Annotated in this window: 10 protein-coding genes; 4 read left to right on the top strand and 6 right to left on the bottom strand. The window is 68.6% G+C overall.

Annotation, left to right across the window (positions count from 1 at the left end; translation table 11 throughout):
* Positions 1-24: 24 nt before the first annotated feature.
* Positions 25-510, bottom strand: a complete 486-nt coding sequence (locus LQZ85_RS13790) for a hypothetical protein (protein ID WP_056277330.1) — start codon at positions 508-510, stop codon at positions 25-27.
* A gap of 41 nt (positions 511-551) precedes the next feature.
* On the opposite strand from LQZ85_RS13790, the gene LQZ85_RS13785 reads away from it, so the two are divergent.
* Both LQZ85_RS13785 and LQZ85_RS13780 read left to right on the top strand, forming a co-directional pair.
* On the top strand, positions 552-2,003 hold the full coding sequence (locus tag LQZ85_RS13785; protein WP_056277327.1) for an NAD(P)/FAD-dependent oxidoreductase: 1,452 nt from the start codon (positions 552-554) through the stop codon (positions 2,001-2,003).
* Positions 2,004-2,053: 50 nt separating this feature from the next.
* Positions 2,054-3,097, top strand: a complete 1,044-nt coding sequence (locus LQZ85_RS13780; RefSeq protein WP_056277324.1) for an ATP-dependent DNA ligase — start codon at positions 2,054-2,056, stop codon at positions 3,095-3,097.
* A 3-nt stretch (positions 3,098-3,100) separates the two neighbouring features.
* Here LQZ85_RS13780 and ligD read toward each other — a convergent pair whose 3' ends face one another.
* The 4 genes from ligD to LQZ85_RS13760 form a co-directional block, all read right to left on the bottom strand.
* Positions 3,101-4,153, bottom strand: a complete 1,053-nt coding sequence (gene ligD, locus LQZ85_RS13775; RefSeq protein WP_230101030.1) for a non-homologous end-joining DNA ligase — start codon at positions 4,151-4,153, stop codon at positions 3,101-3,103.
* 41 nt (positions 4,154-4,194) lie between these two features.
* Positions 4,195-5,328, bottom strand: coding sequence for an SseB family protein (locus LQZ85_RS13770; RefSeq protein WP_230101029.1), 1,134 nt, complete (start codon positions 5,326-5,328; stop codon positions 4,195-4,197).
* Between the two features lie 26 nt (positions 5,329-5,354).
* The gene (locus tag LQZ85_RS13765; protein ID WP_053098992.1) at positions 5,355-7,817 is read right to left on the bottom strand and encodes a UvrD-helicase domain-containing protein; all 2,463 of its coding nucleotides are present in this window, start codon (positions 7,815-7,817) and stop codon (positions 5,355-5,357) included.
* A gap of 98 nt (positions 7,818-7,915) precedes the next feature.
* Positions 7,916-10,759, bottom strand: a complete 2,844-nt coding sequence (locus tag LQZ85_RS13760; RefSeq protein WP_230101028.1) for a lamin tail domain-containing protein — start codon at positions 10,757-10,759, stop codon at positions 7,916-7,918.
* Between the two features lie 165 nt (positions 10,760-10,924).
* On the opposite strand from LQZ85_RS13760, the gene LQZ85_RS13755 reads away from it, so the two are divergent.
* Both LQZ85_RS13755 and LQZ85_RS13750 read left to right on the top strand, forming a co-directional pair.
* Positions 10,925-11,320 (top strand): YccF domain-containing protein, encoded by a 396-nt coding sequence (locus LQZ85_RS13755; RefSeq protein ID WP_053098990.1) that lies wholly within the window; start codon positions 10,925-10,927, stop codon positions 11,318-11,320.
* Between the two features lie 29 nt (positions 11,321-11,349).
* Positions 11,350-11,811, top strand: a complete 462-nt coding sequence (locus tag LQZ85_RS13750) for a hemerythrin domain-containing protein (protein ID WP_187250070.1) — start codon at positions 11,350-11,352, stop codon at positions 11,809-11,811.
* 6 nt (positions 11,812-11,817) lie between these two features.
* On the opposite strand, the gene LQZ85_RS13745 is transcribed toward LQZ85_RS13750, so the two are convergent.
* Positions 11,818-12,804 (bottom strand): glycerophosphodiester phosphodiesterase family protein, encoded by a 987-nt coding sequence (locus LQZ85_RS13745; RefSeq protein ID WP_230101027.1) that lies wholly within the window; start codon positions 12,802-12,804, stop codon positions 11,818-11,820.
* Between the last annotated feature and the right edge of the window lie 33 nt (positions 12,805-12,837).

Below are 12,837 nucleotides of genomic sequence, written 5' to 3'. Positions count from 1 at the left end.
ACCACCGCGGTGCCGACGAGGACGTCAGTCGCAGCCGCAGCCGCCGGCCGGCGTCTTCACCATGAAGCAGACGTCGCACACGCCGTAGTCGCGCTCGTCCGTCTTGGTCGCGCGCTCGGCCTTCGGCGCAGCCGCGACACGAGGGGTCGTCGATCTCTTCGCCTTGACAGGCGCGATCGGGCGGAACTCGCTCGGGTGCGTCACGTAGAAGTACGGTGCGCGTCCCTCGCTCGGCTGCAGTCGCAGGGGCGTCGAGCCGATGACGATCGTCTCGTCCTCGGTGAAGCCGTTGGTGTAGGTCTTGCCGATGTGCAGCGGGGCGCCGTCGCCGCGGCGGATCGCCTCGATGTAGCGACCGCGGTCGATATAGGAGGAGATGCCGACGGCGTCGGTGATCGCGGAGATGAACTCGTGGTTCTCCTCGGCGATGCGATGCGCGCGGAGCGCCTCCGCGAGGGTTCGGTACGGACGGGAGTTGCCTGTGGGGGTCGGGCCCTGAACTTCATTCATTTCCTCAAGGATCTCACGCCCGGGCATGGAAGACTGGCCGAATGGCACGCGCGACGATCATCGGCTCCGGACCGAACGGCCTGGCGGCGGCTGTGTCCCTCGCGCGCGCCGGCTACGAGGTGCACGTGCTCGAAGCTGCCGACACGATCGGCGGCGGAGTCCGCACGACGGAATCGACCCTCTCGGGATTCCGGCACGACGTCTGCGCCGCCGTGCACCCGGCCGCGCTCTCCTCGTCGTTCTTCCAGGCGTTCGGCCTCGCCGAACGGGTGGACTGGATCCTCCCCGACATCTCGTACGCGCACCCGCTAGACGGCGGCAGAGCCGGAATCGCATGGCGCGACATCGAACGCACCGCGGCAGGGCTCGGCGTCGACGAGCGGGCCTGGCTGTCGCTCCTGCGCCCGCTCAGCACTCACGTCGAGGGTGTCGTCGACTTCACCGGCAATCAGATGCTCAGGGTGCCTCGCGAGCCGATCACGGCTCTCCGGTTCGCGCTGCGGATGCTCGACCAGGGCACGCCGCTCGCCCGGCGCAGCTTCCGCACCGAAGAGGCCGCCGCGCTGATGGCCGGTGTCCTGGCGCACGCGAACACCCCGCTCCCCTCGCTCGCCGGTGCCGCAGCCGGGCTGCTGCTCGCCGCGCAGGCGCACGCCGGCGGATGGATGTACCCGCGAGGCGGCGCGCAGCGCATCGCCGACAGCATGGTCGCCGATATCGAGGCTCATGGCGGATCCGTCGAATCGGGCATCCACGTCACCGACCTGGGATCGCTCGACTGGGGCGAACCCGCCCGTGGTGATCTGCTGATGCTGAACACATCGCCCCGCCTCACCCTCACCCATCCGGACATCCCCGCGGCCTACGCGCGGGCGATCCGCAACTACCGATACGGCCCCGCCGCTGCGAAGGTGGATTTCGCTCTCGACGGGCCGATTCCCTGGGCGAATCCTGACGTCGCCCAGTCGCCCACCGTCCACATCGGTGGATCGGCCGCGGAGACGTGGGCGAGTGAGAACGCTGTCGCCGGGGGACGGATCAGCGACCGACCGTACGTCCTGACGGTGCAGCCCTCGGTCTTCGACCCCAGCAGGGCGCCGGAGGGCAAGGCGGTGCTGTGGGCGTACATCCATGTTCCCCAGGACTCCGATCTCGACGCCACCGAACTCATCACGCGCCAGGTCGAGCGATTCGCACCGGGATTCCGGGACCTCATCCTCGCGCACCACTCGGTGCCGGCGTCGTCGCGCGAGGCGGTCAACCCGTCGGAGATCGGCGGCGACATCCTCGGCGGGGCGTTCACGATCCCGCAGGCGCTGCGGCGCCCGGTCCTCGGCATCGCGCCCTGGCGCACTCCGATGCACGGGGTGTACCTCGCGTCGGCGTCGACACCGCCCGGCCCGGGCGTCAACGGCATGGCGGGATGGCATGCCGCCCGCACGGCGCTCAAGGATGCCGGCATGCGCGTCTCCCTCGACGACCTCTTCTCCTGACGGGCGAAATCACCCTTCTGCCACGACGCGACCGACGCCAGGATGGATCCATGCGCTACGAGATCCCGTCCCCGATGCTGGCGAAGGCGGCAGCATCCGTCCCCGATCCCGCGAAGACCGCCGGAGGGCTGCTGTTCGAGCCCAAGTGGGACGGATTCCGCGGGCTGATCGCCTGGGACGGCGAGACCGTCGAGATCGGCTCCCGCGGCGCGAAACCGCTGACGAGATACTTCCCCGAGCTCGTCGAGGCGATCCCGCGACTGCTTCCGAGGCCGTGCCTGCTCGACGGAGAGATCGTCGTGGCCACGGGACACGAGGGGGCGCAGCGACTCGATTGGGAGGCGCTGAGTCAGCGCATCCATCCCGCGGCCTCACGAGTGGCGAAGCTCGCCGCGGAGACGCCTGCGATGTTCATCGCCTTCGATCTGCTGGCCGTCGACGACGAAGACCTCCTGAGCACTCCGTTCGCCGAACGCCGCGCGCGCCTGGAGACCCTGATGGAAGGGGTCGAGCATCCCCTGCACATCACGCGCACCACCCGCGATCGGGACGCCGCCGTGCGCTGGCTCGCCGAGTTCGAGGGCGCAGGGCTCGACGGGGTCGTCGCCAAGCCACTCGATCAGCCGTACGCGCCCGGAAAGCGCACCCTCATCAAGATCAAGCATGCCCGCACCGCTGACGTGGTCGCGCTCGGCTACCGCGTGCACAAGTCCGGGTCGGGCGTCGGGTCTCTGCTCGTCGGCCTCTACGACTCCGACGGCACCCTGCGGCAGGTCGGCGGCGTGGCCGCATGGAGTGATGTGCGCCGCCGGGAGCTCGTCGAGGAGCTCGCCCCGCTCGTGCAGCGCGACGACTCCGGCGAGGCCCTCACCGGCGAGGGTGAGCGTTCGCGCTTCAGCGGGTCCAAGGATGTCTCGTTCGTCCGGCTGCGCCCCGAGCTCGTGCTCGAGGTGCGCTACGACCAGCTCGAGGGTTCGCGGTTCCGCCATACGGTGCAGTTCGACCGCTGGCGTCCGGACCGGGATGCGCGGTCGTGCACCTACGACCAGCTCGACACCGTGGCCGGGTACGACCTGGCCGAGGTCATCGGCTGAGGCTCACTCCTCGACGGGATCACCGTTCGCATCCCAGTGGGCGTCGACCTTCTTGCTGGGCTGCACGCGTGGGGGCTCTCCGGGCATCTTGGGAAACTCGGGCGGGAACGACAACTCGCCGAGGCCCGCCGCCTTGTCCCGCTCCCACCACTCGAGAAGCGTGTCGATGCGCCCCGGCTCGTCCTGCTTGCCCGCCCAGGGATCACCGACCTCGGCGAGTCTCTTCGGGATGCTGCGGACGGTGAAGACCGCGGGGTCGAGACCGTCCAGCTCGTCCCAGTACACGGGCGTCGAGACCGTGGCCCCGGGAAGCGCGCGGGGGCTGTAGGCACCGGCCATCGTGCGGTCGCGGTTCGCCTGGTTGAAGTCGATGAAGACCCGCTGACCACGCTCCTCCTTCCACCAGCTCATCGTGACCTGCTCCGGCATCCGTCGCTCCAGCTCGCGGCCGGCTGCGATCACGGCGTGCCGCACATCGAGGAACTCATGAGTCGGTTCGATGGGCGCGAACACGTGCAGTCCACGGTTGCCGCTGGTCTTCACGAACGCGGTGAGACCGACCTCCTCGAGCACCTCTCTCAGCGCGTGCGCGGCGGGGATGGCATCCGCGAAACCCGTGCCGGGCTGCGGGTCGAGGTCGATCCGCAACTCGACGGGATTGTCCGGGTCGGTGGCGAGGGACGCCCAGGGGTGGAAGACGATCGTGTTCATCTGCGCCGCCCAGACGATCGCGCTCGGGCGATTCAGGACGATCTGCGGATGCCGACGCGCACTGTTGTAGGTCACGGTGACCGCGTCGACATAGTCGGGCGTTCCCTTGGGCGGGTTCTTCGAGAAGAACCCATCGCTTCCCACGCCGTCGCGGAAGCGCTCGAGCGAGACGGGACGATTCCCGTTCGCCTCGAGGAACGGCACGCTGACGAGCTGGAAGTACTCCGCGAGCTCGACCTTCGTGATGCCGTCCTTCGGCCAGACGACCCTGTTCGGGCTCGAGAGCGCGACCTCGCGCTCTCCATCGGGATCGATGACTTTCAGGGTCACGCGTTCTGAGGCCATGCTCCGACCCTAGAGGGCCGGTGCGACGCGGGGGAAGCCCGTCAGTCGTCGATGTCGATCGCGAGGATCAGCACCGAGGTGAGAGCGTCGCGCTCGACCACGATGCTGGGGCCGGCCGGATCGATGATGACCCCGGCCATATCGATGTGGCTGGAGAGGATCTTGGCCAGCTGCAGCGGCTCGAACGGCAGCGGTCGATCGCCCCGACCGAGCGCGAGCACCTCGAGCGGGTGCGAGAAGAGCTGGAGGAACCGCTTGCCGTCGGGAGTCTGCGCTTCGGCGATCCCGACCTGTCCGCCGGGATTTCCCTCGTTGACGGCGACCCACATGCGCTTCGTCGCGAGCGCCTCACCGACCTTCGATGCGGTGTCCTGCTCTCGCGGCGCGGCGATCAGCGACTTGACCGTCATGTCGACGTCTGCCTGCTCGAGCGCCTTCTGCAGGAGCTCGGACGGGAACACCACGCGGTGCGGTGCAGAGGCGTTGTCGACGATGAGGCCTGCGAAGTCACCCGAGACGACCTGCTGCAGAACGGACGTGACAGGCTGGGCGACGGCAGATGTCGCCGTCGGGTCCTTCTCGAGCTGCACGGAGTCTCGGACAGCGGCGGCCGAACTGAACGCGAGCATGAACTGACGATCGCCATCACGCACGACCGCGACAGCGAGAGGCTTGCCCTCACTGATCTGCGCGCGTGCATCACCGTTGACGCGGATGTACATGTGCCCCTGCAGCGCCTGGCGGAGCACTCCGAGCAGCTGCTCGTTCGTGGCGCCCTGCTCGACCTCTTTCAGGGATTCACGCAGCAGGACGTTGTCCTTCATGCCCGGGACGGTCTCGGTCTGCTCGGGCGGCATCGCGGGCGCCAGCGGCAGTCGACGCTCGGGCTCGGCCACGGGGGCGGGTGCCGGCGCAGCGGGAGCAGGGGCGGGTGCTGCCGCAGGCGCCGATGCTGCCGGCGCGTCAGGACCGGGCAGCTCGACCTCCGGTCCGGCTTGAGCACCGACCCCACGGAACGCCTGGACGGAGATACCGATGGTGGGCGTGGCCTCGGCGGCGTCCGCCGGCGCCTCCGCACCGTCCGGAGTCTCGTCGGCGGACTCCTCGGTCTCGGTGTCGAACTGGTCGGCGACGACGTCGTCGGCGGACTTCTTGCGGCGGGAGAACAGGGCCATATCAGCCAGCCTAACCCGCCAGAGGGCTAGATCTTCTCGATCGGCGCGACCTTGATCAGGAGCTTCTTCTGGCCGGCGGAATCGAAGCGCACGTGCGCGATGCGCTTGGCACCCTCGCCCGTCACCGCGTCGACCCGTCCGTCGCCGAAGTCCGTGTGGCGGATGCGATCCCCGGCGGCGAGTTCGAGGTCGCCGTTGTCACGCATCTTCGCCGTCACGCGGTTGGGGAACTTGTCCATCGCGGTCGAGAGCGGCTTGAGAGAGTCGCGCCCCGGCAGCTGCTTCACCGCGAAACGGTCGCCGGAACCGGAGCCGCCGGAGCCGCCGAATCCGCCTGCCCGGCGCGCATTGAGCGCACGGGACTGCATGCCTCCCCGGGAGTTGACGTCGCCGGGCGACTGGCGCCAGTCGATGAGTCCGGCGGGGATCTCCTGCAGGAAGCGGCTGGGCATCGCGACCGAGACCTCGCCGAACTGGGCCCTGGTCATCGCGAGCGACAGGTGCAGGCGCTTCCGCGCGCGCGTGATGCCGACGTAGAAGAGCCTCCGCTCTTCCTGAGGACCGCCCGGCTCCCCCGCCGAGATGCGGTGCGGGATCAGATCCTCTTCGACGCCGGTCACGAAGACCGCGTCGTACTCGAGCCCCTTCGCGGTGTGCATCGTCATCATCGACACCGACCCTGATTCGTCATCGAGGTCATCGGCATCCGAGACCAGGGCGACCTCTGTGAGGAAGTCCACGATCGTCCCGTCAGGATTGTTGCGCGCGAAGTCCCGCGCGACGGCGACGAACTCGTCGAGGTTCTCGACGCGCGCCTCATCCTGTGGGTCGCGGCTCGCCCGCAGGGCGTCGAGGTAGCCGCTCTTCGACAGCAGCACGCTGAGCCCGTCGGCGACGGTGGTCGGAGCGGGAACCTCGCCGGAGGCGGGGAGCATGATCTCCGTCGCCTCGGCCAGCACGGCATCGAGCTGGGCGATGCCGGCCTGGATCTTCGGACCGAAGCCCAGCTGCTCGGGCACGGACAGGGCCTGCCGGAACGTGATGTCGTGGTCTTCGGCGAACCGGGCGATCGCCGTCTCGGTCACATCGCCGATGCCGCGCCTGGGCTTGTTCAGGATGCGGCGGACAGCCATCTCGTCGGCCGGGTTCGCGACGGCGACCAGGTAGGCGAGGGCGTCCTTGATCTCGGCACGCTCGTAGAACTTCGTGCCGCCCATGATCTTGTAGGGCACGGCGGAGCGGATGAAGATCTCCTCCAGCGCACGCGATTGCGAGTTCGTGCGGTAGAAGACGGCCATCTCGGAGTACGGCATGCCGGCGCGGTGCAGCGCCTCGACCTCGTCGGCGACGAATTGGGCCTCATCGTGCTGGGAGTACCCGGTGAAGCCGACGATCATGTCGCCGTCGCCCTTGTCGCTCCAGAGCTTTTTGTCCTTGCGATCGAAGTTGTTGCCGATCACCGCGTTCGCCGCCGAGAGGATGTTCTGCGTCGAACGGTAGTTCTGCTCGAGCAGCACGACGCGAGCGCCGGGGAAGTCGCGCTCGAACTCGCTGATGTTGCGGATGTCGGCGCCGCGGAAGGCGTAGATCGACTGGTCGGAATCACCCACCACGGTGAGTGACGCGCCTTCGAGCTCCGGTGTGGTCTCCGGCTCGAAGATCATCATGCCGTCGGAGGCATACGGATCGGGCGAATCGCCCGAGACCGGACGCGTCAGCTCGTGGATGAGGGCGTACTGAGCGTGGTTCGTGTCCTGGTACTCGTCGACCAGCACATGACGGAACCTGCGCCGATAGGTGTCGGCGACCTGCGGGAAGGCGCGGAACAGATAGACGGTCTGGCCGATCAGGTCGTCGAAGTCGAACGCGTTCGCCTTCTGCAGCTGCCGCTGGTAGTCGGCGAAAAGCTCGACGAAGATCCGCTCGGCCGGGTCGTTCATGTTCGCCTGTCGCGCATACGCGTCGGCATCCGACAGCTCGTTCTTGAGCTTGGAGATGCGCGACTGCACGGCCCCGGGCGTGAGACCGTAGGCATCGGCCTCGTGCTGCTTGACCAGCCGCTTGATGAGCGCCCGCGAATCACCGGAGTCGTAGATCGTGAACGACTTGGTGAACCCGAACTGCTGAGCCTCACGCCGGAGGATCCGCACGCAGGCGGAGTGGAACGTCGAGATCCACATGCCCCGCGCCGCGTCGCCCACGATCGCCTCGACGCGCTCGCGCATCTCACCGGCGGCCTTGTTGGTGAAGGTGATCGCGAGGATCTGGCTGGGCCATGCCTCGCGTGACCTCAGCAGAGAGGCGATGCGCCGTGTCAGCACGCTGGTCTTGCCGGAGCCTGCACCCGCGACGATCAGCAGCGCGGGTCCGCGGTAGGTCACCGCTTCGAGCTGCTGCGGGTTGAGGCCGGCGAGGAGGTCGTCCTGTCCCTGCGCTCCGGTGGAGCGAGGGCCGACGGATCCGGGGACGATGAGGGGGGCTTCGGTCATGGCTCTACGAGTCTAGGCCGCGCCACCGACACTGCCGGCGGATGGGGCGGATGCACGGGATCCCGTGCATCCGCCCCATCCTCGTCGCGTCGCTCGTGTCAGCTGACGCGTCGGCGCCGACCGGCGACGAGCGCACCGCCGACGACGAGCATCAGGGCCAGAGCGATCAGGGCCACGGGCACCTCCGCGCCGGTCGCAGCGAGGTCGGCGGCACCGTCACGGTCGTCACCGGAAGGCGCGCCGCCGGGCTGGCTCGAGACCGGGCCTTCGCCAGGAGTCTGCCCCGGGTTCTCCCCGGGCCCTTCGCCGGGCGTCTCTCCGGTCACTCCGGGAAGGGTGCCGACTCGCAGCGCCTCGGCGGCGAAACCGTCGGCGAACCACCAGACCGGACGCTCACCGTCGACCGACAGCGAGGCCGGGGCGGTCGCGAATCCCTCGTTGTTGATGTCGGGCATGCCGGCAGGGCGGGCGAAGTGCGCGATGCCGGGCTGTTCGGTGCCGTTCAGTGTGATCTGGGCCGACTGCCCCTGGCAGCCGTCGTCGCAGACCGCCCACAGCACGTCGAGCACGCTGTCGTAGTCGAGCGCCATGACGCCGGGCAGACCGGGTGCGATCTCCGACACCAGCGTGGCCCGGCCGTCGGCGCCGAGCGCGAACGCGTAGACGTGACCGTTGTCCTCGACCGCGACGAAGAACAGGCCGCCGCCGTGTCCGGCGTAGTCTGCCGAGTCGTACGGGGCCGCGGTGTTGACGTCGAAGAGTGCGCCGTCAAGAGCGCTGTCCGGCACCCACTGCACCGCCTCCATGCCGAGGTTCGCTCCCACGGCGGGGAGCGACGAGGTCAGATCCCACTCCTGCTCGGAGACGAGGTCGTCGGCGGAGGCTTCAGGGTCGACCTTCAGGATGGTGTTCTGGTTCACGCCCTTGGCGCTGTTGTCACGCTCGGAGGCGACGTAGACCGATCCCTCGCCGTCGACGGTGATGCCCTCGGTGTCGGGGCCTGCGGCGTTCGGGTCGCCGGCATCCTTCTGGAATCGCACGCGCTTGCCCGACTCCCACCCGGCGATCTGCGAGAACGAGCCGTCGGCGTGGGCCTCGAGCTTCCAGATGCGCCCCTCGCCGTTGTCCACGGCCCAGAGGAACGATCCGTCCGACGTCTCCTGCACGTCGAGACCCGAGCTGTCCTCGAGGAACGTCGGCGCGGTGTCGAGCACCCGGACGTCGGCCGAACCCGGCCATGGCGAGACGGGGATCTCGCCGGCGCAGATGTTCGCCGCACCCTTCGTGCTCTCCGCGGTCGCCGCGAAGGTGCCGGCGATGTCCGGGCAGCGCCCCCACGTGGTGGCCGCGTGCCCTGCGCCCCACGTGGTGGAGTCGATGAGCAGATCTCCGTCGAAGACGCGAACGGAGTCGCCGTCACCCAGACCGAAGCCGAGGTCCGTGCCCTCGATGACGAGGTATCCGCCCGCGGCGATGGTGGTCGCGGCCGGAATGACGTAGGAGTGGGTGTCGTCGTCGTCCTTCACGACGACGCCGGCGACGTCGAGGGCGGATGCGGTCGGGTTGACGAGTTCGATCCAGTCACCGGGCGATCCGCCGTCGGACTCGACCTCGTTGATCCGCACCGGGTTGCCGCACGCGTTGCGCTGGCCCTTGGTCGAGACCGCGATGTCGGCGAACTCTCCAGCTCCGTCCGCGCATCGCGCGAGGACGCCCGCCGCATGCGCCGCGTAGACGTGCTCGTCGACGATGTTGAGGTTCGCGTCGCGCAGCGTGACGGTGTCGCCGTTGCCCAGACCGAACACGAAGTCCTTCGGCTGGTCGAAGACGAGGTACGCGCCGGGTTCGAGCACGGTGCCCGCGGGCAGCGGCGTCGTCTCCGCCGCGTGGCCGACCGGGTCGCCGTCCATGACGGTCCAGCCGGAGAGGTCGACCGGTGTGCTGCCCGAGTTGACGACCTCGGCCCAGTCGGTCGCGTCGCCGTCGGACTCGATCTCGTTGATCACGACGTCCGGCATGACGCACGTGTTCGTCGCCCCCGGGGTCGCATATGCGAGCACGAAGGCGCCCTCTCCGTCGGGGCAGCGAGCGAGGGTCGCGGCGATGGCGTCGCCGTCGATGGCGGCATGGCCGCTCCATGCCTGCGTGTCGTCGACCAGCACGCCAGCCGTGTCGAACAGGCGGATGCGGTCGGCGCTGCCGATTCCGATCGGATCGCGGAAGGCCGTCTCGACGCCACCGACGAGACCGATGGTCCCCTCCTCGACGACGAGGAACTCGCCCGCGGCGATCTCCGTGCCCGGCAGGAACTGCCAGCGGTGGTCGTCGGAGTTGTCGCGGATCTCGTAGCCCGAGATGTCGAGAGGGGCATCGCCCGCGTTGTGGAACTCCACCCAGTCCGCCGGCTGCGAGTCGACCTCATTGATCGCGATGGTGCCGCCCAGAGGTTCGTCGGATGCGAAGACGTTCGCCGCGCCCTTCGTGGACTCGGACGTCTCCGCCCATTCGACGATGCCGTCGACCTCCCGCGCTCCCCAGGACACTGCAGCGTGAGCCGCCCACGATGTCTCGTCCACGAGCACGGCGCTCGGGTCGAACAGTCGCACCTGGTCTTCTTTGCCGAGGCCGAAGGCGAAGTCGCCCGCTCCGGCATCGGCCTGGTCGAGAACGAGATGCGCGCCGGGCTCGATCACCGATCCGTCCGGGAACGTGTACGCCTCATCTTCGCCGTCGTCCTTGACGACGAAACCGCTCAGGTCGACCGCGACGGCCGACGTGTTGACGAACTCGATCCAGTCGCCGGGTGCTCCCCCGCTCGACTCGACTTCGTTGATGCGGACACCGGGTTCGGCTCCGGTGGCGGCGAGCGGCACGGCGAGCAGGGCGGCAGCGCTGAGTGCGCAGACCGTCGTGACCGCAGCCGCAGAGTGCAGGCGGGACATAGGGCTCCTGAGGGAATCAGTCGGGTAGGACTCCACATCAGCGATTCCGCATGGCCGAACGACGGCGTGCAGGTGCACGGATGGTGAACGACCGGTGGCGGTTCGCCATCGGCCCGGGAGGCCGCGAACAGGCGGATGCTCAGACGTCGATGCGAGAATCGGCCCGTGCGCACGATCCTCAACATCATCTGGCTGGTCTTCGCCGGACTCGCTCTCTTCCTCGGCTACATGCTGGCCGGCATCCTGCTGTGCATTCCGATCGTGACGATCCCCTGGGCCATCGCCTCGTTCCGCATCGCCCGCTACGCGATCTGGCCGTTCGGGCGTGAGATCGTCAGCAAGCCGACCTCCGGAGTCGGCTCGTTCCTCGGCAACGTGCTCTGGGTCATCCTCGCCGGCTGGTGGTTGGCGATCGGACACATCGTCTCCGGCCTCGCGCTCTGCATCACGATCATCGGCATCCCGATGGGCATCGCCGACTTCAAGATGGTGCCCGTCTCGCTGATGCCTCTCGGCAAGGAGATCGTGTCGCGCCGCGGCGCCTTCGACCGCACGCTCTGACCGCGGATGCCGGCTCTAGAATTGCCGGGATGGATGCCGATCGCCTGATCGCCTGGGACGCAGAGCTGCGCCGGGCGCACACGAGACTCCGCGCCGCCCTCGAGGCCACGAGGGAGGCGGTGCAGGACGGTTCGGATGCTCCGGATGCCGCGCGCGAGCTCGCGCTGTTCTGCATCGGCTTCTGCTCGGCCCTCGATGGGCATCATCTGAGCGAGGACCGCGCCCTGTTCCCCGCGCTGCGCGACCAGCACCCGGAACTCGGCGACGTGATCGCCAAGCTGATGCAGGATCACTCGATGCTGGCCCACCTGCTCGGAGGACTCCGCACGGCCGTCGAGAGCGGAGAGGGCAGCGAGACGCTGAAGCGCCACCTCGACGGCATCGGCGCGATCATGGAGTCGCACTTCCGCTTCGAGGAGCGCGAGATCCTCGAGCCGCTGCGAGCGCTCCACCTCGATCGCCCCGTTCCGGACGTGCTCGGCCCGTTCTGATCGAGGTCAGCCGCGAAAGAATCCGACCCCGAGGTCGGGGTGATCGACGAAGACCCCGTCGACTCCCGTGCGAGCGATGACGCCCCATTCGGCCTCGTAGTCCCCGTAGGCGCTCTTGCCTCCGTGGCCGCGGAACTCCGCCGAGAGGAAGGCGTTCTCCGGCCGACAGGTCCATGTGAAGACCGTGAGTCCGCGCGCGTGCGCATCGGGGACGATCGAGTTGCCTGCGGCGAGCAGCATGCGCTTGTCGACGCTGATTCCGTCGACCCGGCCGACGAGCGCATCGAGTCCCTGCGAGGTGACGGTGGCCGCATACGTGGGCGCCTGCGTGCCCTGAGCGACGACCAGATCGTACGCGCGTCCCGACGCCTCGATCAGATAGACGTACGACGCCGCGATGCCTCGGGCCCTCAGCTGTCCGAGGATCGTCGACTCGAAGGACTCCACGATCAGCGGCAGCTCGCCCTCGGCCCACCCCGCCGCACGCAGGTCGCGTTCGATCAGCGGCGCGAGGTCGAGGCCGATGCTCGCGAAGTATGTGGCGTGCTTGACCTCGAGCACCACGCCGATCTCGCGTCCGTACTCGACCGAGCCGGCCCGGACGATGTCGAGCACGTCGGTCAACCGCAGGATCGTCTGCGAACCGTCGAAGCTCGCGCTCGACACGCGCACCTTCGGAAGGCGCTCCCGGCTGCGCAACGTCGTGAGCTCATCCCAGGTGAAGTCCTCGGTGAACCAGCCGGTGAGGGCCTCGCCGTCGACGCGCTTGGTCGTCTTCCGGTCGGCGAACTCCCGGTGCTCGGCCACATCCGTGGTGCCGGAGATCTCGTTCTCGTGCCGCACGATGAGCACGCCGTCCTTCGTGGCGACGACGTCGGGTTCGACCGCATCGACTCCCATCGCGAGGGCGAGCTCGTATGACGAGCGACTGTGTTCCGGACGATAGCCGGGCGCACCGCGATGCCCGATCACGAGAGGCGATTTCCTGGGCACGCTCTCAGCGTAGAACACCCTGATGACCTGCCC

The sequence above is a fragment of the Microbacterium sp. Bi98 genome, from assembly GCF_918698045.1.
GTDB lineage: Bacteria > Actinomycetota > Actinomycetes > Actinomycetales > Microbacteriaceae > Microbacterium.
Note: the sequence above shows the minus strand (reverse complement) of the source record. Positions and strands in the feature narration are given on the sequence as shown.